The sequence below is a fragment of the Mesorhizobium sp. M8A.F.Ca.ET.207.01.1.1 genome (assembly GCF_004794715.1).
GTDB lineage: Bacteria > Pseudomonadota > Alphaproteobacteria > Rhizobiales > Rhizobiaceae > Mesorhizobium.
In genome coordinates this window covers 173,383-195,428 of sequence record NZ_SRUS01000013.1, presented here as the reverse complement: position 1 = coordinate 195,428, position 22,046 = coordinate 173,383, and the positions used below count along the sequence as shown (strand labels likewise).

Annotated in this window: 23 protein-coding genes and 5 pseudogenes; 14 read left to right on the top strand and 14 right to left on the bottom strand. The window is 59.4% G+C overall.

Annotated features, from left to right (window positions below):
* Positions 1–55: 55 nt before the first annotated feature.
* Complete coding sequence (locus tag EN850_RS29930; protein WP_135918171.1) at positions 56–424, bottom strand: hypothetical protein; 369 nt, start codon at positions 422–424, stop codon at positions 56–58.
* Positions 425–869: 445 nt separating this feature from the next.
* Here EN850_RS29930 and EN850_RS29925 point away from each other — a divergent pair, with 445 nt between their 5' ends.
* Positions 870–1,088, top strand: coding sequence for a hypothetical protein (locus EN850_RS29925; protein ID WP_245521065.1), 219 nt, complete (start codon positions 870–872; stop codon positions 1,086–1,088).
* Positions 1,089–1,459: 371 nt separating this feature from the next.
* On the opposite strand, the gene EN850_RS36555 is transcribed toward EN850_RS29925, so the two are convergent.
* Complete coding sequence (locus tag EN850_RS36555) at positions 1,460–1,615, bottom strand: hypothetical protein (RefSeq protein ID WP_189522265.1); 156 nt, start codon at positions 1,613–1,615, stop codon at positions 1,460–1,462.
* 144 nt (positions 1,616–1,759) lie between these two features.
* Here EN850_RS36555 and EN850_RS29915 point away from each other — a divergent pair, with 144 nt between their 5' ends.
* The 3 genes from EN850_RS29915 to EN850_RS29900 all read left to right on the top strand — a co-directional run bounded on the left by EN850_RS29915 (position 1,760) and on the right by EN850_RS29900 (position 3,562).
* Positions 1,760–1,942, top strand: a complete 183-nt coding sequence (locus EN850_RS29915; RefSeq protein WP_135880771.1) for a hypothetical protein — start codon at positions 1,760–1,762, stop codon at positions 1,940–1,942.
* Entirely contained in the window at positions 1,939–2,151 is a 213-nt protein-coding gene (locus EN850_RS29910; RefSeq protein WP_135879692.1) for a DUF768 domain-containing protein, read from the top strand. The genes EN850_RS29915 and EN850_RS29910 overlap by 4 nt, the downstream gene beginning before the upstream one ends.
* A gap of 1,198 nt (positions 2,152–3,349) precedes the next feature.
* Positions 3,350–3,562 (top strand): hypothetical protein, encoded by a 213-nt coding sequence (locus EN850_RS29900; protein WP_135880770.1) that lies wholly within the window; start codon positions 3,350–3,352, stop codon positions 3,560–3,562.
* 826 nt (positions 3,563–4,388) lie between these two features.
* Here the strand turns inward: EN850_RS29900 and xth are convergent.
* Together xth and EN850_RS29890 are read right to left on the bottom strand one after the other, a co-directional pair.
* Positions 4,389–5,165, bottom strand: coding sequence for an exodeoxyribonuclease III (gene xth / locus EN850_RS29895; protein WP_135918170.1), 777 nt, complete (start codon positions 5,163–5,165; stop codon positions 4,389–4,391).
* Positions 5,166–5,180: 15 nt separating this feature from the next.
* Entirely contained in the window at positions 5,181–5,360 is a 180-nt protein-coding gene (locus EN850_RS29890) for a DUF3606 domain-containing protein (RefSeq protein WP_135880768.1), read from the bottom strand.
* Between EN850_RS29890 and ligD the strand changes: the two are divergent.
* Positions 5,292–7,157: pseudogene (gene ligD / locus EN850_RS29885) on the top strand (DNA ligase D); the annotation flags it as partial. The gene EN850_RS29890 and the pseudogene ligD overlap by 69 nt on opposite strands.
* 59 nt (positions 7,158–7,216) lie before the next feature.
* Entirely contained in the window at positions 7,217–7,417 is a 201-nt protein-coding gene (locus EN850_RS37905; protein ID WP_335930849.1) for a hypothetical protein, read from the top strand.
* Positions 7,418–7,429: 12 nt separating this feature from the next.
* Here EN850_RS37905 and EN850_RS29880 read toward each other — a convergent pair.
* Positions 7,430–8,158 (bottom strand): annotated as a pseudogene (locus EN850_RS29880) (IS5 family transposase).
* Between the two features lie 140 nt (positions 8,159–8,298).
* On the opposite strand from EN850_RS29880, the gene EN850_RS29875 reads away from it, so the two are divergent.
* A complete protein-coding gene (locus EN850_RS29875) occupies positions 8,299–8,616 on the top strand; it encodes a hypothetical protein (protein ID WP_135880767.1) in 318 nt (105 codons plus the stop codon).
* A 785-nt stretch (positions 8,617–9,401) separates the two neighbouring features.
* Here EN850_RS29875 and EN850_RS29870 read toward each other — a convergent pair.
* The 3 genes from EN850_RS29870 to EN850_RS29860 form a co-directional block, all read right to left on the bottom strand.
* The gene (locus tag EN850_RS29870; RefSeq protein ID WP_135906964.1) at positions 9,402–10,526 is read right to left on the bottom strand and encodes an FAD-binding oxidoreductase; all 1,125 of its coding nucleotides are present in this window, start codon (positions 10,524–10,526) and stop codon (positions 9,402–9,404) included.
* 64 nt (positions 10,527–10,590) lie between these two features.
* Positions 10,591–12,132 (bottom strand): amino acid ABC transporter permease/ATP-binding protein, encoded by a 1,542-nt coding sequence (locus tag EN850_RS37780; RefSeq protein WP_135906966.1) that lies wholly within the window; start codon positions 12,130–12,132, stop codon positions 10,591–10,593.
* A 95-nt stretch (positions 12,133–12,227) separates the two neighbouring features.
* The gene (locus EN850_RS29860) at positions 12,228–13,070 is read right to left on the bottom strand and encodes an ABC transporter substrate-binding protein (protein ID WP_135880764.1); all 843 of its coding nucleotides are present in this window, start codon (positions 13,068–13,070) and stop codon (positions 12,228–12,230) included.
* Positions 13,071–13,288: 218 nt separating this feature from the next.
* Between EN850_RS29860 and EN850_RS29855 the strand changes: the two genes are divergently transcribed.
* Entirely contained in the window at positions 13,289–14,356 is a 1,068-nt protein-coding gene (locus EN850_RS29855; RefSeq protein ID WP_135880763.1) for a LacI family DNA-binding transcriptional regulator, read from the top strand.
* A gap of 67 nt (positions 14,357–14,423) precedes the next feature.
* Here EN850_RS29855 and EN850_RS29850 read toward each other — a convergent pair.
* Both EN850_RS29850 and EN850_RS37900 read right to left on the bottom strand, forming a co-directional pair.
* Positions 14,424–14,665, bottom strand: a pseudogene (locus EN850_RS29850) (TOBE domain-containing protein); the annotation flags it as partial.
* 113 nt (positions 14,666–14,778) lie between these two features.
* Positions 14,779–15,158 (bottom strand): annotated as a pseudogene (locus tag EN850_RS37900) (ATP-dependent DNA ligase); the annotation flags it as partial.
* A 152-nt stretch (positions 15,159–15,310) separates the two neighbouring features.
* Here EN850_RS37900 and EN850_RS29840 point away from each other — a divergent pair.
* A complete protein-coding gene (locus EN850_RS29840; protein ID WP_135880762.1) occupies positions 15,311–15,517 on the top strand; it encodes a DUF3606 domain-containing protein in 207 nt (68 codons plus the stop codon).
* Positions 15,514–16,002, top strand: coding sequence for a hypothetical protein (locus EN850_RS29835; RefSeq protein ID WP_245525191.1), 489 nt, complete (start codon positions 15,514–15,516; stop codon positions 16,000–16,002). The genes EN850_RS29840 and EN850_RS29835 overlap by 4 nt, the downstream gene beginning before the upstream one ends.
* 330 nt (positions 16,003–16,332) lie before the next feature.
* Here EN850_RS29835 and EN850_RS29830 read toward each other — a convergent pair whose 3' ends face one another.
* A complete protein-coding gene (locus tag EN850_RS29830; RefSeq protein ID WP_135918168.1) occupies positions 16,333–16,560 on the bottom strand; it encodes a hypothetical protein in 228 nt (75 codons plus the stop codon).
* 402 nt (positions 16,561–16,962) lie between these two features.
* Between EN850_RS29830 and EN850_RS29825 the strand changes: the two genes are divergently transcribed.
* On the top strand, positions 16,963–17,262 hold the full coding sequence (locus tag EN850_RS29825; protein ID WP_135880760.1) for a DUF1236 domain-containing protein: 300 nt from the start codon (positions 16,963–16,965) through the stop codon (positions 17,260–17,262).
* A gap of 121 nt (positions 17,263–17,383) precedes the next feature.
* Here the strand turns inward: EN850_RS29825 and EN850_RS37895 are convergent, their stop codons facing one another.
* Together EN850_RS37895 and EN850_RS36545 are read right to left on the bottom strand one after the other, a co-directional pair.
* Positions 17,384–18,037, bottom strand: coding sequence for a hypothetical protein (locus EN850_RS37895; RefSeq protein WP_189522251.1), 654 nt, complete (start codon positions 18,035–18,037; stop codon positions 17,384–17,386).
* Between the two features lie 264 nt (positions 18,038–18,301).
* The gene (locus tag EN850_RS36545; protein WP_167531274.1) at positions 18,302–18,718 is read right to left on the bottom strand and encodes a hypothetical protein; all 417 of its coding nucleotides are present in this window, start codon (positions 18,716–18,718) and stop codon (positions 18,302–18,304) included.
* A gap of 1,119 nt (positions 18,719–19,837) precedes the next feature.
* Between EN850_RS36545 and EN850_RS29800 the strand changes: the two genes are divergently transcribed.
* The 3 genes from EN850_RS29800 to EN850_RS29785 all read left to right on the top strand — a co-directional run bounded on the left by EN850_RS29800 (position 19,838) and on the right by EN850_RS29785 (position 20,738).
* On the top strand, positions 19,838–20,059 hold the full coding sequence (locus EN850_RS29800) for a DUF768 domain-containing protein (RefSeq protein ID WP_135918167.1): 222 nt from the start codon (positions 19,838–19,840) through the stop codon (positions 20,057–20,059).
* Positions 20,056–20,268, top strand: coding sequence for a DUF768 domain-containing protein (locus EN850_RS29795; RefSeq protein WP_135918166.1), 213 nt, complete (start codon positions 20,056–20,058; stop codon positions 20,266–20,268). The genes EN850_RS29800 and EN850_RS29795 overlap by 4 nt, the downstream gene beginning before the upstream one ends.
* Before the next feature lie 266 nt (positions 20,269–20,534).
* Positions 20,535–20,738: a CsbD family protein gene (locus EN850_RS29785; protein ID WP_091586081.1), complete on the top strand. Its 204-nt coding sequence runs from the start codon at positions 20,535–20,537 to the stop codon at positions 20,736–20,738.
* A gap of 863 nt (positions 20,739–21,601) precedes the next feature.
* Here the strand turns inward: EN850_RS29785 and EN850_RS29780 are convergent.
* Positions 21,602–22,046: pseudogene (locus EN850_RS29780) on the bottom strand (NAD(P)H-binding protein); the annotation flags it as partial.

Sequence of the window (22,046 nt, the reverse complement as noted above, 5' to 3'; positions counted from 1 at the left end):
TCATGCGCTGACGCGCTTTGATGTTGCCGAGCACGAAATCCTAACGGCCGGCATCCTAAGATGAGCGCCGGCGAACCTTATAGACGGCAACATCGCGTCGGTAGCCGGCCGGATGTCGATGCGGAGGACCTCGTCCGCCTGTATCGTGTCCGCTGTGTGTGGCTCTCGTCAGCCTGGGTTCCATAAGGAAGCCGAACGGCCAGAAACTCTGCCTCGTTTCCGGCCAGCCGTGATCATCGACGGCGCGTTGCGCCAGGAACGCAGCCAACGAATCAACTCCGCCGCTGATCCCGAGCACATAAGTGCCGAGACCCGATGCCCGCAGATAGGAAGCGAGGAAGTCGATGCGCTGCCGGCCTTCCTGTGCGAAATCGAAACGGGACGATACTCCTAGCGTCTCGATGATGCACTGCTGCTTTCTCATGCGCGCTCACTCCTGCTCAAAGCATTCCATCGATTCCCGCCGCCACGAGATCGGCAGGGGTGACCGTCTCCACTTGCATCCCAAAGCGGCTCTCGTAGATGGCCAGCATGGCGTCGTGCAGTCCGCTCCGGAGCAGATCGCGTCTGCAACAATGACGCGGTTGCCCGAAATCGCAAAAGCTTCATGGGACGCTTCGTGACAAGCCGCCAGCAGACAGGCGCTCGACCGCGCCAACAAATTGCGCGATCTCGTCGAACAGGATTGGTTGACGCCCGAACGATAGATTCCACGCAGGCAAGTGAACGGGGATGCAATCAGCCGCTGACCCGCACCGACGCTTCCTCGATCGCCGGCTTGAGCTCGTGAGCTTCATATAGCTTCTGGAGGGTGAGTTCGTCCTCGAACTCACCCTCCAGGCCGTCGGAACCGTAGGACCGAGGTCCGAGTGCCGACCCTTGTCGACCAGCTGCCCGACGGCGAGAACTGGCTGCACGAGGTGAAGTTCGACGGCTATCGCTCGCAGCTCGTCATCGACGAGGATGGCACTCGTATTACACGTGCAACGGTCTCGACTGGACCTCAAAATATCGCACCCTGGTCGAGGATTTTCGCACAGGGCGGCTCACGAAATTCTCGCTTTCAGGAAACTTTTTCATGGTTGTGAGATTGAACGCCTATGGCGCTCTATTTCTTCGACTTTTTGGATAATGGCGTAGCTCAGCCCGACGAGGTGGGGACAGACTTATCCAGTTTCGATGCGGTCAAGCGTGAGGCCGCCAGGTGATAAAGGAAGTGTTGCCGGATGGCCCCCATCGGGAGCTGCCATTCAAGGTCCGGGACGAGAGGGGCCGCCAGCTTCTGCAAGTGGCTATGACTTTTCATATTCAGATTGATTCTTAGGCCGTGACACACAAATGTTGTGTCCGGGATTTCCCAGATAGCGTAGGATCCTTAAGTCGCCCGCAACTGCACGGCAAACGGTCGCTTGGAAGCCAACTCCGGTGCTTTCGCCCAATCTTGGGAGGAAGCATGGCTTCAGAAATACCCCTCGATTCCGTCGAAATAACCGAGAACCTCGGCGAGTGGTTCGTTCGCGTTGTGCGGAATGGCAACGCGACAATCAAGTCGTTCGAGATCGAATCGTATGCGCGGGCCTTCGCAGAGGGCCAACGGATCGGCCTCGGCCTGCATAAACTCTCAGTGGAGGGTGAGGGTCCGCGAAGACGCCTGGACCGAAGGCCACGGCAATAACGTTTGACATTGGACGGCTGAATTTCGTGTTGAACCTTTTCAGACTCATTTCTTTCTTGGCTTGTCCTGCCAAAGGAGGCTGTCATGACGCAACGCAAGGTCGATCGCGAAAGGATCGAAAGAGCCGACCGGGAAAGCAAGCTTGTGCTGGATGCGGAGCGGAAGGCAAGGGCCGATAAGACCGCTCGATTGAGAGAGCAGCGGCTTAAAGCCGCGCAATTGTCCTCGCAGGAACCAAAGCCGGCGACGAAGCTTAAGCGTCAATGAGCGCGCGCGGCAGCAACTTCCTGGACCAGTGGATCGCCAACACTGTTCCCGAAACTGCCCATGCGGAGGTGGACGAGCTCGCCCACAAGCTCATTGCCAACGCCAAGGCGATCGGAATTAAGCGGGCCGAAATAGACGAAGAGGTCGACAGTCTCTACCGCACGATCCTCGACGCGATCATACATTTCGAACCGGGGCTCCCTGAGTGAATCAGCAGGTTGCGCCAACCTTCGTAATTTACCCACCACCCATCAAGGGCCTGCCTTTTTTGGCAGTCCAGATGATGCCGGACGGATCGATAACGGCGCGGCAGTTTCCCTCGCTGGAGGAAGCGGTTGCGTTCAACAACGAGCAGTCTGAGGCTTGGCTGCGAAGGCAATCGTCGCCTTGACTCGTTCCCATTTTGGTCTTCCCTGACGGCAACGATTGAGCATGACGTAATCTGTGTGGACGCGTTTTCGTAAAGACGACAATCCCCGACATGGTTCGTCGGTTCGAATTCGCCCATCCGGGCGATGTCGAACGACTGAGCAACAGCTTCCCGCTGTGAAACAGCGCGCCGAGCCTGACCTATCCGATCATCATGCGTGAGGAGTTGTCGACCAGCATGGGCGGCCTTGTCTCGGCGCGCTGGGGCCTGGTTCCCGGTTGGGCTCGGGAAGGCGGTGGTCGACCGCCGCCCGTCAACGCGCGGTGCAGCGATCGTCAGGGGGCTCGCGCATGGGGGCTGCGGAGCGCTATTGACCTCGCTTCGCTGTTGGCGATACGCGGACGACACGAGGCCGCCCAAGCACTCCTTCGGCCAATTTTCGCCCGATTCTGGGAGAGGGTTTGGAGACAGCTGACCTGCAGCTAGCCACACGTTTGCTGGTTACGCCGAATTAGCGTGGCTTTGACAGCGTCGCGGGCAGGCAGCATCGCGATCCCGGCTGCTGCTCCCGATGTGACCGTTCGCGATTTGAACCTAAGGAGATAGCCATCCCTGGACCGCTTGATACCGTGAAAATAGCCTTGCAGGCTAAAAGCCCGCTCACTGTATGGGTCGGCTACCCGCCTGTTTGTGCATATTGTTCTCTTCTGTTTTAGATGATTTCCCCGGCATTGTTCCAACCCGAGTCACGTAGAGCGTTCCCGCCGCTATTTCGTGATGATCCAGTCGGCTGAAGGGTAGGTTGCTGAGAACCTTGAAGCGCTCACGGGTTACGGCCGCTGTGGCGCTGGAGCTCGACCACTCGATCGGAACCCTGTGCGCCCGATCGGCTGTCCATTGCACAGGACCTCAGTGTCGACCCGGTCCCGAAAGAAAACAGACAGGAGGCAACCCGGACGCGTGTCTTGCCGTTAGGTGTCAGTTGCTGAATTTCAGCCGGCGGCAAACGCCCGCGACTCTTTCCGGGAGCACAGTCCATGCCTCCACTGGTGCTTTTTGTGATCAAAAACCTTGCTGCAGGCGCGATCATCGGATTGACGGTGGCGGGCTGGCTCGTGGCCTTTGGCGCTATCGGCAGCCATATACCGGCAGGCAGCGGCGCTTATCTGGCTGTTGGGATGATCGCCTATTCGATGGCCTCTTGCTTCGGAATGGGATTTCTGGCCACAGCCCTGATGTTTCTGGAATAAGGGCGATCCTGCCCTAATCAAAGCCGAAGCGGACATACCGTCCTCTTGAAGAGTTTCGGCATCGACAGGGGTGGAAAGTCCAAAGAAATCCGCGGGCCGCAGGCGAAACGGGGTTTGCCGCTTTCGCTTGTAACCGGAGTGGCATTGACGTCCTAGAGGCGCAGAAGGACAGCACAATCGTCTATGAATCGTCGGCAGTTGGCCAATTGCTACGCACGACGGTCAGGTTCGCACCGGACGGATCCATGCGACGGTCGTCACGATCGTCGATTCGAGTTTCGAGCTGGATGAGGAAGGCGTGAAAGTGGTGCCCGGACTTGCGGTGCCGGTGGAGATAGACCGGGATTGCATAGCATTTGCTCACGGGACGCGCTGGCTGACGCTATCCGCTAGATCCGGGAAGATACCGCCCTTTGGCCTGTCAGTAATGACGTCTGCGTATGGCGTGGTCGTCTTTGTTGGTTGCGACGGTGAGGCAGTCGATCCAGAGATCCTTCATGCTTGCTACGTCGATATCTTATTGGCGTAGTCGCGCGCAAGCGCATCGACCGCTTTGGAATTGGCTCGATCGCAAAAGTTCTCCGGCACTGCCAAAGCGTGATCATAGTCGGGCAGATCGAAAAACATCGGGTGACGCACGCAATCAGCGCCGCGATCTAGTTCGGCGGCTGGTTTCGACTACCTGAGGCAGTGCAAGGCGTAGTAATGCTGCAAGACCCGCCGCCCTTCCGACGAATGCTACAAATTTCTGACAAAGAGTGGCGAAGTTAGCAGCCCGCAGCAACGAACGCCGTCTGAATCGCTGGCGGGATCGCCTCGACTCGGGCTACTCAAGCTCTATCCACGCCGGCGCATGATCGCTCGGCTTCTCCCAGGCCCGGGTCTCTACATCCACCCCGGCATCGCCAAGCCGAGGCGACAGCGAGGGACTGACCAGCAGATGGTCCATTCGCAGGCCCGAACTCCTGTCGTAGCCGCCGCCATAGGTGTGATTCCAATAAGTATAGACACCCCTTTGCGGATGGATGCGCCGGACCGCATCGACCCAGCCATCCTCAAGCATCCCGGCATAGGCTTGCCGACTCTCGGGAAAGTACACTGCATCGCCAAGCCATCGTCGCGGCACCACTGCATCAATCGGGGTTGGGACGACATTGTAGTCGCCACACATCACGGTCGGTGCGCCCTCTTTGAGGAGACCCCGGCCGTAGCTGATCAGGCGGTCGAACCAACGCAGCTTGTAATCAAACTTGGGACCAGGGGCGGGATTTCCGTTTGGCAAGTACAGGCAGCCGACAACGAGCCCACTAACCTCCGCCTCGATATAGCGGCTATGGCTGTCGTCAGGGTCGCCGGGAAGCCCGCGCCGGCGCTCAACGGGGTCTGCTCCGCGAGCCAGGATAGCAACACCATTATAGGATTTCTGGCCGTGCCAGATCGCGCCGTATCCCGTCTCGCGGATCGCCTCAACCGGAAAATTCTCGTCGGATGTTTTCAGTTCTTGAAGACAGACGACGTCATAACGCGTGGCCCTGAGCCACGCGAGGAGGACCGGCAGCCGACCGTTAACACCGTTTACATTGAAGGTGGCGATACGGATCATCGCTTGCGCACCCAGCTATTTCTTGAGCTTGTCCTCAACCTTCTTGCGGCTGTTACCAACCGATTTCACGGCCGACTTCACCTCGGGCTTGCTTGCTCCGGTCTTGCCCGCCTCATACTTGACTTCATGATCCTGCCCACCAGCGACCTTCGCGCGATCCTGGCTGCGGCCGCGAGTTGTTTGAGTAGTTGCCATTTTCTTGCTCCAAGGTTGCGTTCCAGTTCTGAACAACGCAGCCGGACTCTTCCGGTTCAATTCAACGACGCGCGTGTGGAACAAAATCCCAGGGCGAGGATTGAATCGCACCATGTATTCGAGTTCGGCATGTCGGCCGTAGAGGCCGCCCTCGGCAAAAAGCGTACACGGCGCAGAGACTCAGACTCTACCCCGCGATACCCACTCCCCACGTTTCGGCCATTTCAGCTCTGCACGCTGACCGACGACATTCCGGTGGGCGCCGATTGGCTCTTCGAGATGAAGTTCGACGGCTATCGAGCCCAGGTCGCTGTCTCCGGATCGGAAGTCGTCGTCTACACCCGCAACGGTCACGACTGGACCCGCCAGTTCAAGGTGGTCCTCCCACCGCTGCGGAAACTCACCAAAGGCTCGGCGCTGATCGACGGTGAAATCGTCGCAATCGACAGCCAGGGCCGCACGAATTTCTCCATGCTCAAAACTGGCATTGCTGCCGGCATGCCGCTCAAGTTCTACGCCTTCGACCTGCTCGAACTTAACGGCGGCGATATCTCGAACCAACCGCTCCTCGAGCGCAAGGAGCGGCTTGCGGAGCTTTTGGGCGAACCCGACCCGGATGAAGCTCTGCAGTTTTCCAGCCATATTGCCGATCATGGAGAGAAAATCCTCGAGACCATGTGCGCCGGGGGCCACGAGGGAGTGATCGCCAAGCGCGCGGACAGCCGCTATGTCGGCGACCGAACTGCCACCTGGCTCAAGATCAAGTGCACGAAACGACAGGAATTCGTGGTCGGCGGCTACCGCCCGAGCGACACTGGCCGCGGCATGGCATCGCTGATCCTGGGCACATACGAGAATGGCAAGCTGGTGTACCGGGGACGTGTTGGCACCGGCTTCACCGAGGCGATGCGCAACAAGATCCTTGCCCAGCTTGAACGACGGCGAATGGAAAAACCGGCTTTTTCCTCTGTGCCGCTCGACATCGCGCGTCGCGCCCGCTGGGTGAAGCCCGAACTCGTTGCCGAGGTAACCTATTCAGAGGTGACACCAGATGGCAGTCTGCGGCATCCCAGTTTCGAGGGGATGCGTGAAGACAAGCGAGCCGATCAGGTCGTCATGGAAGTGGCGAAGACGTCTGGTTCCGCCGACCTCGATCCGGCAATCGGCAAGGAGATCGCCGCTGCGGTTGGAGTCAAACTCACGCATCCGGACAAGCTCATGTACCCCGGAACCAAGGCGACAAAGGCGACGCTCGTCGCGTACTACGCAGCGGTTGCCGAGAGGATGCTACCGCACATCCAGGATCGGCCCCTTTCGCTGGTGCGCGACACCGACGGCGACCTGCAGCAGAGCTTCTTTCAGAAGCACAAGTTGCCTGGCATGCCGAAGGCCATCCATGACGGGCAGCTGGAGAAGATGTCCGGCAAGGAAAGCCGCATCCTCTGGGTCGACGACCTGGCCGGGCTGATCGCCGGCGTACAGATGAACGTGCTCGAATTCCATGTCTGGGGCAGCCTGCGGCAGCAGCCGAGCCTGCCACATCGCATGATCTTCGACATAGATCCGGACGAGGGCCTGAACTTCCGTGACGTCAAGCAGGCAGCGCTTGATATCCGAAGCATTCTGGAAGCGCTCGGCCTGCAGTCGTGGCCGTTGCTATCCGGCGGCAAGGGCGTTCACGTCGTCGTTCCGATTATTCCCGAAGCAAACTGGGAGAAGGTCAAAAGCTTCTGCCAGGACTTCGCTGAACTGCTGGCTCGCACCGACCCTTCGCGTTTCGTGGCCAACATGAGCAAGGCGAAGCGCAAGGGCCGCATGTTTCTTGACTACCTACGCAACGACAAGGCGCAACGGCAATCTGCCCCTGGTCGACCCGTGCGCGGCCCGGTGCCTCCTGCGCCGTGCCGGTCACCTGGGACGAGTTGCCGACTTTCAAAAGCGCTACCACGTTCGACGTCCTTGCCGCTGCCGCGCGGGCTCAAGAGCCCGACGCCTGGCAGGGTTACTTCGATGTTGAGCAAACGCTGACTGACCGCATTCGCAAAGCAATTCGATAACGATGCTGCTTCCTAGGACGTAGACTCATTACCGCGTAGCCAGATGCGAATTGAGACGAGTTTGAGTGCGGCTAGGTAGTTCTCGGCCAGCTTGTCGTATCGAGTTGCGATGCAGCGGAACTGCTTGGCTTTGTTGAAGAAGCGCTCGACGAGGTTACGCGCCTTGTAGAGGAACGGGCTGAAGCAGATCGGGTCTTGGCGATTGGCCTTTGGCGGGATATTTGGCCCAAGCATTTTGTTCGGTGATGGCAGCGCGCAAAGCGTCGGCATCATAGCCTTTGTCGGCGAGCAGCATGGCCCCTTCAGGCAAATTCTTGATCAAGTCCGCTGCGGATGCGATGTCGCTCTTCTGGCCTGCCGTCAGTAACAGCTTGATCGGCCTGCCTTGCGCGTCAACAAGAGCATGGATTTTAGTTGTAAGCCCGCCTCGGGAACGACCGAGACAATGATCTCGGCCCCCTTTTTTGCCGTCGCACCCTGCTGGTGGACGCGAACAATAGAAGTGTCGATCTTCCGAACTTCGCCGTCATAGGTCTTGGTGACGGCCCTCATCGGGCGGTCCCAGACCCCAGCTTTGCGCCAGCGGTTGAACCGATTGTAGATTGTCGCAGGCGGCCCATAGCGGGCGGGAAGATCGGCCCAGCGAGCGCCTGAGCGCAACACCCAGAAAATACCGTTCATCACACGGCGGTCGTCCACGCGCGGGACGCCCCGCAACTTGTTGGGCAGATGTGGCTGGATCGCTTACCACTCGAACTCAGTCAGGTCATATCGGCTCATGCCGAGCGTGAATCAGATTTCACCGCAACATGAAAGCCGCCAGTCGATAGACGACCCATTCGGACATTCAACAACGAAGGCAGAAAGACTAAATTTCGCCCATGAGCGAGAACTCTTACACCTACTTTCGTGGACGCTGGCCGGATGACATTGTGCCGGAAGGTGAACCGCTCTGGCTACTGTATGAGGTAGATGAGGCGGCTGACAATGTTTTGCGGTCTGTGGAGATCTTTCCCAACGGGCAGGTCACTCGCAACAGTGTTGGACTTGAGCAGCGCAACGGAGACCACTGTCCGTCGCTGATTGATGTCAGCTGGCGCGAAGGCATGGCTGAGGCAAAGCTCGAGAAGATCAGTGCAGATATGTTTGAAGAGCTATATCAAATTGGAGCAGATACACCCTTTTGGTTTGTCCGTTAGCCACCCATCCCGGCCATCTCGTATTTATGAGTTTACGGCCTAGATAGTCAGGGAGATTTGCCGACCTGGCCCGGATCAGGTGTCGCCCAAATTCGGTTAGCGTCACTCCGAGCAAACGGATTCCGGACAGGGAACACCCGATCGGGGGGAGTGCCGCCAGCGGGGGATTGCTGATGCACGCGATCGTGCGGCTGCGCGGGTTTGCTGCAAGTCGGCGTTTTTCACCGTCAGAGCCACCCGTACGGCTCCTCGATGCTTGGCACTCCATCGCGCAAGCCTCCAAACGCTTTACTACCTGAATCGGATCGGGCTTTTCAGCTGAGGGCCGTGGCTAGTGGCCGGGAGGTCCAGGTGATCAGTGATGACATGGCGGCACTGCCGGGATATCTTGGGTGGGACAGCTAGGAAAAGCTCCTCAATCTTAGGATGGGCGGTGGCGTTGCGAAACGCTCAACCAAGTCAGTCAGGGCGGGCGGCCATGAATCTTCCCACCTTTCTCACTGAATTACTGGCTGGCCAGCGCTGGCGTATACGGTGCCACCGCGATTCCGCGATATCGCTACCGCCCGGCGTCGGTGAGTATTCAACCCTCTACTTGCTGATGGCCGATGACGGTCGCCAGGACGGAGATCACAATATTCGGCAGCGCGATCCCGATGCCCAAGAAGGTGAGAATTTGAAGCCAAACCCAGCGCGACGAGGGACGAAGTCACCATTGTCTGCAACGGTCGACCGCAACCGCCGGCTATTGTTCGGCTTGGCGCAATTGCCCTTGGATTTGGTACTCAAGAAAATCGAGTTGGCCGAAAGTTTGCAAGGAGCGGATGTTCTTTTCCGGTGGCGATCTCGCCGGCAAGCAGTTCGCCGGCAATCAGCCCAAGCGTCGCGCCGCTGTGGCTGAAGGCGACGTAATATCCCTGGATGTCCTTCAGCTGGCCGAAGACCGGCTCGCCGTCGCCGGGGATCGGCTTGGGGCCGACGCCGTAGCTTTCCAGTTCCAGTTTCGGATGACCCTCAAGAACCTTCGAGGCTTCATCGAGAAGGCCCTGTACGGTCGAATCCTTCACACCATAGGTGCCGTCGGAATCGACGGCCACCTCTTCTTCCGACCAGGCGGAATCGAGCGCGAGAGCTCCGTCCGGCGTCGGGCGGATGGCGACGCGCGGTGTGTTGAGCACGGCCCGGAGGGGCAAATCGACCGATTTGGTCCTGACCAGCAGAGCGATCGGCGATCCGTCGTCGATATGCTCCCCGGTGACCGCGACCATTCGCGGCACGTCGCCGCCGGTCGCCAGCAGGACCGCATCGGCAGCGAAGCTGGCGCCGTTTGTCGTGGTCACGCCGGTGGCGCGGCCGTCAATGACGGTGACCGCGGCGCTTCCGGCGTCGGTGACCAGTTGCCCGCCACGCTGCAGGAATTCCGCGATCAATATCTCGATCAGCGACGGCAGGTCGACCCACCCCTCGCCAGGGTTGAAGATCGCACCTTGAGGCGTGACAGCGCTTGCGGCGATGCCGGGGGTAGCTGAAGCGATGGCACCCGCGGACAGATGTTGCGCGTCATAGCCGAGGCCCTTTTCATGGGCGAAGATATCCGCGATCTCGTTGGAGGCGTCATCGGCATCCCATGTCAGGCCGCCGTCAAAGCGCAGCCAGGCAACATCCGGATATCTTGCCGAGAGCGTGCGGTAGCGGTCGATACCGATCATGCGCAGGCGATGATACTCCGCTGATCGCCTGCGCGCGGAATTCAACCAGGCGAGCGAGCGGCCGGAAGCTCCATTGGCGAGCGGTCCATCATTGACCAGAACGGTTTCGATCCCGAGCCTCGCAAGATGAACCGCCGAGGAGACACCGAAAATGCCGCCCCCGACAACAACGACCTTTGAGACCGAACGTGAGGTAGCCATGGGATATTCTTTCGATTGGTGGAGGTTGGTGGGGCGACCGTTTCAGGGGGCCGCGATCGTGGGATCAAAGCACTTCGGCTAGGAAGTGCTTCAGGCGTGCGCTTTTCGGTGTATCGAAGATCGCAGCGGGCGTGCCGGCCTCGATGACGCGGCCCTCATCCATGAAGACGACCTGATCGGCCACCTTGCGAGCAAAGCCCATTTCATGGGTGACGACAACCATCGTCATGCCGCGCCGGCCGAGATCCGCCATCAGATTTAGGACGCCCTTCACCAGTTCGGGATCGAGAGCGCTCGTAACCTCGTCGAACAGGATGACCTCCGGGTCCATTGCCAGCGCGCGGGCGATTGCCACCCGCTGCTGCTGACCACCGGATAGGCTGCCGGGACGATGGTTCTTGCGGGCAGCCAGCCCGACATCGGCAAGGCGCGCCTCGGCGATGCGCTCGGCCTCCGGCACCGGGAGGCCTTTTACCTTCGTCAGCGACAGCATGACGTTTTCCAGGGCCGTGTGGTCGGGAAACAGATTGAACTGCTGGAACACCATGCCGACACGCCGGCGCAGCTTTTCAGTCTTCATCGCCAGGATGCTCGCGCCATCGAGCAACACGTCGCCGCCCTTGGGCTCGACCAGGCGGTTGAGGCAGCGCAGCAAGGTCGACTTGCCCGAACCTGATGGACCAATGACGCATGTGACCGTGCCAGGCTTGACCGTCAGGCTGACGCCTTTGAGAACATTGAGATCGCCGTAGGCCATGTCGAGATCGGTGACGGCAAGACTGCCGCCCTTGAACCGGGGCAGCGCCGAGCGGTCTTCAGGGCTGGTCTCCGAAGGCGGGCCGCCGATGGCGCTTTCCAGTTCGCTGACTTCGGCAAGGCCGCTGGTGACGAGGCCAGGCCTTTGCTTGCCGACCCGCAGCGAGTTGTCGATGTAGTTGACCACATGGGTCAACGGCACGGTGATGACGAGATAGAAGACACCAGCCAGAAGCAATGGCGAGAGGTTTCCGGTGACCACCGCCTGGTCCTGCCCGACCCGGAAGATCTCACGCTCCGACGCGAGCAGGCCGAGGAAGTAGACAAGGCTCGAATCCTTGACGTTGCCGATGAACTGGTTGACCAGGGCCGGCAAGACGCGGCGGATGCCTTGCGGTATCACGATCAGGCGCATGCCCTGGCCGTAGCTCATGCTGAGCGCCCTGCAGGCCTCCATCTGCCCACGCTCGACGCTCTGGATGCCGGAGCGGAAGATTTCGCCGATATAGGCGCCGGCGATCAGGCTGAGGGCGAGGATGCCGAGCGGAAAGGGCGACGGCCCGAAGATCTCACGGCCGACGCGGGCAAAGCCCTGGCCGATGAGCAGAATCGTGACAATCGCCGGAAGGCCACGGAAAATATCGGTGTAGACGCGAGCCGGAATGCGCAACCAGCGCGATTGCGAGATGCCCATGACCGCAAGGATCATGCCCAGGATCATGCCGAGCACCGTGGATGCGGCGGCGAGGATCAAGGTGTTCTTCAATCCGATGGTGATCATGCTTGGCAGCACGTCCGCCATGGCTTGCCAGTCGAGGAAACTGCGCCGTAAGTTTTCAAGCCAGTCCATTCGGTCCCCTTTCCGTTGCGCTGTTGGCACCGGCAGACATCAAGCGCGGCAGGTAAGGTCCGGCCGCCGGCACCCAGACCGACGGCCGGGCGCGGCTACTTCTTGGGGAGATATTGGTCAGGCATCGGCGAACCGGGGAACCATTTTTCGTAGAGCGTCTTCCAGGTACCGTCCTGCATCGCAGCGTGAAGCGCGGTGTTCAATGCATCGCGGAACTTGTCGTTGCCCTTGCGTATCACGAAGCCGGCGGGAGCGTCGAAGGACGGAATGTTGATTGCGATCTTCAGCCCGGGATACCGCTCGCCATACTGCTTGGCGGCCTCGTAGTCGAGGAAATGAGCGTCCACCGTGCCATTATTGAGCGCCGAGACGGCCGAATTGTTGTCAGGAAATTTGACGAGATCGGTTCCGACAAAATTCTTCGCGGCGTAGATTTCCTGCAGCGTACCCTGGACGACGCCAAGACGCTTGCTCTTGAGCCCATCCGCCGACGTGATGGCCTTGTCGGCGGTCAGCACGGAGAGATAGCCTGCAAGATACCCGTCAGAAAAGTCGACCGTCTGCTTGCGCGCATCCGTCGTGCCGATCGCGGCGACAGCGACATCGAATCGCCCGTTGGCAACCGAGGGCATAAGCGCCGAGAATTCCTGGCCGGTGAAGATCACCTGGTCGGGTTTGAATCCAAGGCGACCAGCGACGTTGCGAAACAGTTCAAGGTCGAACCCTGTGAATGTGCCATCCGCCTGGGTGAAAGCGTATGGCTTGGCGTCTCCCATGGTGCCGACGCTGATGACCTTCGCATCAATGAGGCCAAAGGGATTGTCATCCGCCGCGGAAGCCCGCGAAACCAGACCCGCTCCGATGCATACAACCATAAGAGCCATTGCGCCGGCCCGGACCGGCGAGATCAACGGCTTGAGAATTCCAATCCTGCTCATGTCTTCTCTCCACTCTGAAAGTTGTTCTTCTGGTTTTGTCTGTTCCGGAAAATTTCACGCGGCACATCGTTCGTCGGCGCACCGCACGCTAGCTGTCACTCCGTGTCAGGAATCACCTTTCGTTAGAGACCGGTCTCTTATTGCGTGAGACCGGTCTCTTTGGTAAGGGTTACCGTCAGATTGACCTTCCGTCAATAACTCTTGTAAGTCCTCATTCGATGAAAACAACCGCGCCGAAACGGTCGATAACAGTCAGCGATGTCGCCCGCGCGGCAAACGTGTCGAAGGCGACAGCCGCGCGCGTGCTGGGTGGATACGGCGTGGTCAGCGAAGCGATCCGCGCTGAGGTTATGGCTGCGGCCAAGACACTGGATTACCGCCCTAACGAGCTGGCCCGTAGCATGACGACCGGCAGGTCCGGCATCATCGGAGTGGTGGTTGGCGATATTGAGAACCCCTTCTTCAGCCTGGCAGTGCGCGGTATCAGCGATGCGGCAAGGGCGGCTGGCTTCAATGTCATTCTGGCCAACTCCGGCGAGAAGATCGAAGTTGAAAAGGCAGCCGTGCGGCTTTTGATCGGCAAGCGCGTCGACGGGCTGATCGTCACACCGTCGGAATCGCGCGACATCTCGCACCTGCGCGACATCCATCGTTCTGGCCGGCCGCTTGCCCTGCTCGACAGGGCGCTGCCCGATCTGGATGTCGATACAGTCACGGTCGACGATCGCGGCATCGCCATGCGGGCGACCCGCGTTCTTGTGGATGCCGGACACCGCGACATCGCCTATGTGACCGCGGTCGCCTCCGAGGGGCGTGAGTACCGCGATCTCGGGCAAATCTACACCTCGTCGGTTCGCGAGCGTATCGACGGGTTCCTCGCCGTGTGCCGAGATGCCGGAATTGACCGGCCGGAACGTTTTGTTCGCCTTGGGGCGACTAGCCATGTCGAAACGCGCAGGGTTGCCGACGAAATGTTGTCAGGGCCGGATCGGCCGACGGCGATCCTTGCTTCCGACAGCGTCATAGCACTGGAGATATTCAGGGTGATCCGCCAGCGTGGCCTGCAGGTCCCCGAGGATATCTCCCTGATCACCTTCCATGATGCGGATTGGACGAGCGTGACAACCCCGCCAGTTACCGTCATCGATCAGCCCGTTTATGCGCTCGGCAACAGTGTCGCGGAACTGCTCATCCGGCGGTTAAAGGGCGAAATACGATCGCCCGAAAGGCTCATCCTGCCGACCACGATCATCGAACGCGGATCCGTTGGGCCGCCGTCGAGCTGAGGATCCTAGACGCCTAGCGCCAAGCGCAGGTACCGCAGCGGCGATCGGCCGATTGGTCCAGCCATGGCAGCGTCGAGCCGCGCCTGACCTCGACATTGCCCGGCAGCTTGGTCACCAGCGGAAGGTCGGCACGGCCGATGTCGATATAGACCAGCTGGACCTCGCCGAGCTGCTCGACATAGTCGACCGTCCTCTCGAACAGATAGTCCGTATCACTGGCGATCGCGAGATCTTCCGGCCGCACGCCGAAGCTGACCCCACTCCCTTTGCCGAAGCAGGCGTCGCGATCGGCACTGTCGCCTTGCGGCCATGGGCGTGCCGACCTGCCCGATGTGGCTCCGTGTCGCCTTTGTCACCAACCGGATACCCTCCAGCCCAGCCTGGTCGACCAGGTGAAAGATCGCTTTGGCATCGCCCGGCAACGGCTCGCTGAAATGGATACGGCGGCCAGGCTCGATCATACCGGCCAGGATTTCACGACGTTCCTCCAGCGCCATGTCGCGCAGATCATGACCATTGAGGTGCAACAGGTCGAACGCGACGAAATAGAGGTCGTGCTGCCGGCGGGTTATCGCTTTGCATCGTTCAGAACGATGATCTCGCCGTCGATAATGGCGCTTTCGGCGCCGAGCTGCGCGGCTTCCTCGACCAGGGTGCGATATTTTGAGGTCCAGTCGAGACCGTTGCGCGTGTAAACGCGGGTGCCATCCTCATCGATGACGAGCTGCGACCGATAGCCGTCGAACTTCACCTCGTGCAGCCAGTTCTCGCCGTCGGGCGGTTGGTCGACAAGGGGCGGCATCAAAGGCGCGACGAATTTCAAACGCATACTAACGGACTCGCAAACCGGCGATTCAATCAGCATTTGCTAAAATAGTTCCCAAATTGGCAGTGCCGGCCGAAACAAACTGGCGCACAGCACGTTGCGCTCGATCTCAGACGGGAGTGAAAACGATGACTGACGACAAGAACAAGCTTGGCTATCAGGATCGCGGCCGCGTGAGCGGAGATGAGGAATATGAGGTCGGCTACTTCGCCAGCAAATTCGGCCTGTCTATCCCGCAGGTCCGTGAATTGATCAAAAGGCACGGCAACGATCGCGACACCCTTGAGCGGGAGGCGAAAGCTCTCAATGCACGATCAAATGGAGCAACGTCTTGAAGCTTGAAAACGAAGTCCGCCACAAATCTGAGGAGGTGGATGATAGGGTCTTAGCGGACGCTGTCACGGCGCTTCAGAGGCGAGTTACGGTTAGTCACGACTTCGACATCCCCTACATTGCTGGCTATAGCGAAGATGCGAAAACCGTCTACATCGATCGGCATCTACCGCGCACGATCGCATGGAAGGGCGTCGACATGCGACTTACGCCCTTCCTGGTCACGCACGAGATTGTAGAGAAGGCACTCCTCGACGAGTTGAGGTTGCACTACCTCCATGCCCATCAGATTGCGTTGCGCGCTGAGCAGGGAGCTGTCAGAGGCGCCGGCCTGACTTGGCGGGCCTACCAGTCGGTGATGAAAGCTCACGAGAAACAAATCGATGAAGAGGCGCTCAAGCGCGTTCCCGGCGATCTGGATCTCACACCATATAGGGATCTAGATGACTTCGCTGTTTTGGAGCACTTGATCAAGGGCGCCTGTTAGAATTGCACCGGGATCGATGGCTCGGAGTATCTCCGGCTCTTCCAGGGTTGGCCCGGATAAATCGGCCATCTGTCCACCTGAATCGTTCGTCTGGCAGGCGCCTTATCCCCAACGCCCCTCGCCCAAAAAGGCGTCGGCCATCCTTCATCCTTCCCGCGCGAATGTGGGCTTCCAGTCCCGGTTGCGCGCCCGCTGCTGGCCTTCGCAGTCGGGAATGCCTGTGAAAAACACCTGTCGCCGATCGCGGCCGGCGGCTTTGCAATCCGGACACGAGGTCCTGACGTAATGAGCCATAGCCGGCCTAGGCGGTCGGGCAATGCTCGTAAGCGTTCAAATTCCGTGGGTCATCACAAGGTAGACAACAGGGACTAACGCCAACCAGCCGCCCATTCCCAGAAGCACCCACATAGCCGTGCGCTCGGTTCGCCTGACAAGATCGGCAATGTTTTCCTCGTCAGTCAAAGACACGGCGTTCGGCAAACCAGGCTCAGGCGAAGGATTGTCATTCGCTGCGTCGTTAGCGTTCGCATGCACCTTCGATATCTGGGCCAATGTCATCGTTTCCATACTCCAAATAGAGGACCCGCCAGCCTGCCGGAGCGGCTCGCGGGTCCTATCAGCACAGGAAGGGACGTAGCTGTGCCGATCCATGAAATGTCACCCGAGGATTATGCCCATCACCAAAAAGGTGACGGCCGTCGCGAAAATCGGCGCTAGCAACCAGCGCGCTTGCCCAACGCTTCTATCCATCTGCTTTCTCCGAATTTGGAGAAGCAACTACCCTGGCTCGAGGCCGTTCCGCCGTGTCGAAGAGGCACGACCATTGCGCATCTGCGAAGGGACCTTGGTCATGCAGAAGATCAGACCGAAGTCCCGGCAGGGAACGTCTGGCCTGCCGACAGGTTTGGATTTTTGGCGCACAGGCGGTCGTGCCGTTCGCCAGGTCAGAGGAGAAAAAGTATGAGAATGCACCTAACCAGCGGCGCCGCGGCGCTCGTTCTGCTTGCCGGCGTCGGCGCGGTGGCAGCGCAGGATGTTGTCATCACACCCGAACAGGACACTGTAGTGCGCGAATACGTGAAGAAGCAACCGCTGGCTTCAGTCAAGATTCCGGGAGTGGAACTGAACGTCGGCACGGCTCTACCTGACACGGTCGAGCTCCACGAAGTTCCGAACGTCAAGTATCGTTATGTAGTGGTCGACAAACACACAGTTCTGGTCGACCCGGGCACCCGCAAGATCGTCAAAGTCTACGACTGAAAGTTCGAACGAACTCGCGCCCCGCCGCCAACCGTGGCGGGGCGTTAAGGCGTGCATCGCACGTCACACCTCAACCGGACAAATGAAGATGAAGAACCCTGAGCTTGAGACGACCGAGGCTCTAGTGGCGCGCTTGGCAGATCTGCAGGCGAGAATGCGGGCAGCGCGTATAACTGAGGCCGAACTCAAAATCTTTCACAAGGTCGTGGCCATCATGGATGTCGGTCACGGTCAGATTGCTGGCGACGACCTGATTGCTGCATCTTTCCTCACCGAAGACGCTGGTCAATGAGCGGCCGCCCGAAAGTCGTGGAAAGAAGCATGCCGCCTTGGCTTCGCCCGGCAGCGGCTCGGTAAACTGAATCCGACCGCCGTCCCGATCATGCTGGCCAGGATCGCGCGACGGCCTTCCAGCGCCATGTCGCGCAATCATGCATATTGAGATGCAGCAGATCGAAGGCCACGAAATAGAGGTCGTGCTGCCGGGGGGAGGTGGCCTTGCGCAGCCCGCGAAGTCAGACAGACCAGCATTGTTCAAAACGATGATTTCGCCGTTGACTATGGCGCTCTCCGCCCAAGGTATGCGGCTTAAGCCTCTGGCTCGCGAACTTGGACGCTCCAGTCGAGACCGTTGGGTGTAAATGCGGGTGCCATTCTCGTCGATAATGAGTTGCCAGCGAAAGCCGTCGAACTTCACCTCGTGCAGCCAGTTTTCGCCCTCGGATGGCTGAGCGATATGCGTCGGCATCAAAGGCGCGACAAACCTCAAACGCATGACTGGACTCGCAAAAGCGCGATTCCATCAGCATGTGCTAAAATAGTTTCGGGTAGGCTTGATGTTAGACACATGCGCTGACTCGCAACTGTGATTAAATTAGCATATGCTAATATAAGTCCGGAACTCGTGACGGCTTGTTTCGATCGCCATGACAAAGCTATCAGACCTCGGCCCACCGATTCCAGGCAAGGTGCACAGCGCGGTCTTCATTCGCGAAGCAGATCATTTCTATAACTGTCCGACATGCGGTCAGCCGGTCGATCAGCGCGACTTGCGCCAGATCATGTGGCACGAGGAGCCCGGCCACGAACCTTTGGAACCGGAGCCATCTGCGACGATTCTTGAATTTCGCCCGCGCAAATAGGCTCGCTGGCCCCAGCTGCGCGCGCTGCCGCCTTGCGCACGGAATCGCTCATAGGCTTCGTCTGCCGCGCGTTGCCTCTCGATCCGGTTGACCTCGGGAAGCGGCGGGGGATCGGACGGCGGCTTGCGCATGCACCATCTGTCGCCGCGAAAATCCCAATGCTCGATCGCAACAAGTTCAGAGCCGGAAAGGAGCACGCTGACGTTCAACAGAGCAAAGTGCAGCTTCCGCGCATCCCACCAGACCGCTGCGGGCCCGTGTTCCCATGGCGTCCAGCCCTTGCCGGGCCGCTCGGTCAGTTCGTGGTCGCGCAAGGATGCCTCTTATTTTCGTTCGTTCGGATGCTTCGGATCTATTTCAGGAAGAGCATAACCGCCCGTAGCCGGCGGGATGCTCATATCATCCCAACCTTGTGTCCCACCGGTTAGGCTCGGCGCCGCCTCCTCTCGATGCCCCCGGCGCCGAGCCGCCTAGATCGAGCGTGAGAATTCCTTTTCCTTAAAACGGCCAAGCAACGCTATGACGACGCCAGCGGCCAGGGTGAAGGCCAGGACGGCATCGGGCCTGCCCCTCCGTTGGCATCGCCCTCAAGGCCGCAGCGATTCGCCGGTCATTCATGTCGTCAGTCGCACCTGCAATCCCGACTGCAAACCTGGCACCCATTCGGCCTGCAGCCTGAACCGGACAGCCAATTTTTCAGCGAAGGCTGCCAAGCGTACTTCGAAGAGCAAACTGATGACACTACGCTGAACAGCCTTACGCGATCACGCCACATCCTCTGCTCCGACACATCGCCCATACTTACAACGCGGCGGAACCTGATCGGCTCGCCCGGCCGGCGCCTTGTCCCCAACGCCCCCGCCAAAAGGCGACAGCCATCCTTCATCCTTCCCGCTCGAACGTCGGCTTCCAGTCCTGGTTGCGCTCGCTGCTGGCGTTCATGAACTCCAGCCGGGCCATCCGCAAGCGCCTATAGAAGCGTGTCCAGGAGCACGCTGGACCGGCGCCGAAGGGCATGAAGCGGCCGGCGACGCAATGGGTAAAGCCTGGGCACATTGGCCGCGTAAAGCACCTGCGGGGCGAGGAAGACCTTCGTCACGCCCCGCTGCAGGATTTCCGAGAAGAGGAATAGCCTTGCCTTTAGCCGGCGCCCTGGTTTTATAGCGGCCTCGCTGTTGGAGTTGGGAGCATGCCAATTCGACACAAAGCTGCTGAGGCCGGCATTCTTCAGCCACCGGAACTGGCCCTGCTTGCTCGCGTTTTCATCGCCTCAAGAGCGATGATCAATCACCCGGTAGTCGTGACGCCCTCGCATCCCGTATCATTGCCAATTACATGGCCGGCATCAAAGATGAAGCCGAGCTGACATCGCTTTCGAAGCAGCCCCTGGGCCGGTAGGAGGAACCTAAGAGCCGTCCTGAAATTATGGCTTAATGAGCGCGCGTGGCATCGATTTCCTGGACCAATGGATCGCGAACAACGTCGCGGAGACGGCAAAAGCAGATGTCATCACCGTGGACGAACTTACCCATAAGCTAATTGCCGATGCGAAGGCGCTCGGCATTAAGCGTGGGGAGATCGACGAAGAGGTCGACAGCCTCTACCGCACCATCATCGAAGCCATCATGCATTTCGACCCCGGTCTTCCCGAGTGAGTTTGCGCGGCCGCTGGTTCCTTGACGACTGGGTCGTAAATCATTTGCCGGACGAACCGGTTGGCAATCCGATCGCTGCTAGCGACGTGGCCGATCAAATGTTGAAAGCTGCTGAAAAGCTGGGGATCGCACCCAGCGAGGTGACTGAAGAAGTGGGGAGCGTCTTCGAAGTGATCTTCGAAGCGATGGCGCATCGCCGTGGCGGCTGACTCGTTCGCAGTCCGTTCCCATTTTGGTCATCCCTGACGGCAACAATTGAGCATGACCTAAAATGTGTGGACGCGTTTTCGTAAAGCCACAATCCCCGACATGGTGCGGCGCTTCGAATTTGCTCATCCTGGCGATATCGCGCTTATAGCAGGAATTGCGCCCCGACAGTGTCTTGCTGCGACCCCGGTCATTTTATGAATCCCTGGTCGCCGGGAACCTCGGAGGTTCGACGACGTTCCGCCTTTTTCGAACAATGGAGGTCGTCATGGACTGGAACCGCGTCGAAGGAAATTGGAAGCAGGTGAAGGGTAAGGTCAAGGAACAGTGGGGGAAACTCACTGATGATGACCTTGATCGCATCGCAGGTAAGCGCGACCAGCTCGAAGGCAAAATCCAGGAGCGCTACGGCATCGAAAAGGATCGCGCGCGACGCGATATCGATGACTGGTATGGCAGGCAAGGTTGGTAAAACCGAAAGCGAAAGATGGCCCGGCGGTGGGCGGCGCCGGACCTACCTGCGCTCCCACGTTGATAGTTCGTCCTGACTTCGCTTCACCAGCCGAATGACAATTCAGCAGGCCAGCACATCGACCCCTTGCTTGGCCGGGGACTGCCTTCAGTCGACGCTCAGCTCCAGACTAATTCGCGCGTATAACGGTCTTCTCGCAGCAGCGCCCGCATACTCCTTTATCGCGGTCGAAGTCGGACGTGGTTCCAAGGGCCCCGGTGATCTGGCCGACTTGAGCTGGAGTTACATTCAATTCGTCCACGATGCAGCTGTCGCAGATAGCGATTGGCTTCTGAGCAGTAATCCACGAATTGACGCGCTGGGCAGTGTTCATTCACGAGCATCCACTGGGGCTTTTTCAGTTTTCCGATGCTATAAACAATTGGCGACTTCTAATGTTCCGTAGCCTCTTCTTTCCCGGCCACGACGCAGTCCGCGCCCCTCGCTTCTCCGCGGGAACCATCGCCGCCATGCAGAAAATCCGCTGGTGTGCCCATCGAGGGAATCACGAAGGAGAAGTCGGCCTTCGACCTGCCAGCGGAGAGTGGCCAGAGCTTTCAAGCTTTTAAAGGACCTGCCCACAGGGGCCACGAACAAACGCCGTAAGCGCGTAAAGTATCATGCCGATTCCGACGGGGAAGTCGTGCGTCTGAACCGTGTGTGCAAGGGTGCACCCGCCTAACGCCCGGGAAGGCGCGACCAGCATGCCGCATGACAGCGGCATTGGTCTTGTCCGATAGTATCTCGACGTTCTCGCTGCGCATCAGTGTCTTGCGGATCAGTTTGCAGCACCGTAAGAGCACGAGCCCGCCCACCCCGACCCTTTATGAGTTCACGGTCAGGGGCGATTTGCGCAACCACGTATCCGCGGTGAGTTGCTGAACGACGAAATCCGCGACATCGGCTCGCGCGATCGTCCCGCCATGTACCCCTGAAAGGTCGGTCACTGCCTTGATGCGGCCGCGCGCTGGCTTGTCGTTGAGCACCATCGGTCGAACGATGGTCCAGTCGAGCGTGCTGCCCCGGATGGCATCTTCCTGGCGATCCTTGTCTTCATAGACCTTCCGCAGCATCAGGGGCAGGAGCAGTCGGTCGAAGAAGAAACCGCCATGGCCGCGGCTGTCACCGGCGCCGAGGCCGGTGATGCATACCAACCGGCGGATGTTCTGCTGCTCCATGACCGACCAGCGCGCGCGTCGCCGTCGAGAGCAGGGTCACCTTGTGGAATGGGCTCATGGCAGGTGCCAATGAACTGACAACGGCATGCTT

Excerpts from the sequence above, each read along its gene's own strand:
- EN850_RS29890 (WP_135880768.1), bottom strand. The coding sequence starts at position 5,360 with ATGGCAACTACTCAAACAACTCGCGGCCGCAGCCAGGATCGCGCGAAG.
- EN850_RS29825 (WP_135880760.1), top strand. The coding sequence starts at position 16,963 with ATGAGAATGCACCTAACCAGCGGCGCCGCGGCGCTCGTTCTGCTTGCC.
- EN850_RS37895 (WP_189522251.1), bottom strand. The coding sequence starts at position 18,037 with ATGCGTTTGAGGTTTGTCGCGCCTTTGATGCCGACGCATATCGCTCAG.
- EN850_RS29855 (WP_135880763.1), top strand. The coding sequence starts at position 13,289 with ATGAAAACAACCGCGCCGAAACGGTCGATAACAGTCAGCGATGTCGCC.
- EN850_RS29910 (WP_135879692.1), top strand. The coding sequence starts at position 1,939 with ATGAGCGCGCGCGGCAGCAACTTCCTGGACCAGTGGATCGCCAACACT.
- EN850_RS29860 (WP_135880764.1), bottom strand. The coding sequence starts at position 13,070 with ATGAGCAGGATTGGAATTCTCAAGCCGTTGATCTCGCCGGTCCGGGCC.
- EN850_RS29870 (WP_135906964.1), bottom strand. The coding sequence starts at position 10,526 with ATGGCTACCTCACGTTCGGTCTCAAAGGTCGTTGTTGTCGGGGGCGGC.
- EN850_RS29875 (WP_135880767.1), top strand. The coding sequence starts at position 8,299 with ATGAGCGAGAACTCTTACACCTACTTTCGTGGACGCTGGCCGGATGAC.
- EN850_RS29800 (WP_135918167.1), top strand. The coding sequence starts at position 19,838 with ATGAGCGCGCGTGGCATCGATTTCCTGGACCAATGGATCGCGAACAAC.
- EN850_RS29785 (WP_091586081.1), top strand. The coding sequence starts at position 20,535 with ATGGACTGGAACCGCGTCGAAGGAAATTGGAAGCAGGTGAAGGGTAAG.
- EN850_RS29900 (WP_135880770.1), top strand. The coding sequence starts at position 3,350 with ATGCCTCCACTGGTGCTTTTTGTGATCAAAAACCTTGCTGCAGGCGCG.
- xth (WP_135918170.1), bottom strand. The coding sequence starts at position 5,165 with ATGATCCGTATCGCCACCTTCAATGTAAACGGTGTTAACGGTCGGCTG.
- EN850_RS36555 (WP_189522265.1), bottom strand. The coding sequence starts at position 1,615 with ATGCAGGCCGAGGCCGATCCGTTGGCCCTCTGCGAAGGCCCGCGCATA.
- EN850_RS29930 (WP_135918171.1), bottom strand. The coding sequence starts at position 424 with ATGAGAAAGCAGCAGTGCATCATCGAGACGCTAGGAGTATCGTCCCGT.
- EN850_RS37780 (WP_135906966.1), bottom strand. The coding sequence starts at position 12,132 with ATGGACTGGCTTGAAAACTTACGGCGCAGTTTCCTCGACTGGCAAGCC.
- EN850_RS29915 (WP_135880771.1), top strand. The coding sequence starts at position 1,760 with ATGACGCAACGCAAGGTCGATCGCGAAAGGATCGAAAGAGCCGACCGG.
- EN850_RS29840 (WP_135880762.1), top strand. The coding sequence starts at position 15,311 with ATGACTGACGACAAGAACAAGCTTGGCTATCAGGATCGCGGCCGCGTG.
- EN850_RS29830 (WP_135918168.1), bottom strand. The coding sequence starts at position 16,560 with ATGACATTGGCCCAGATATCGAAGGTGCATGCGAACGCTAACGACGCA.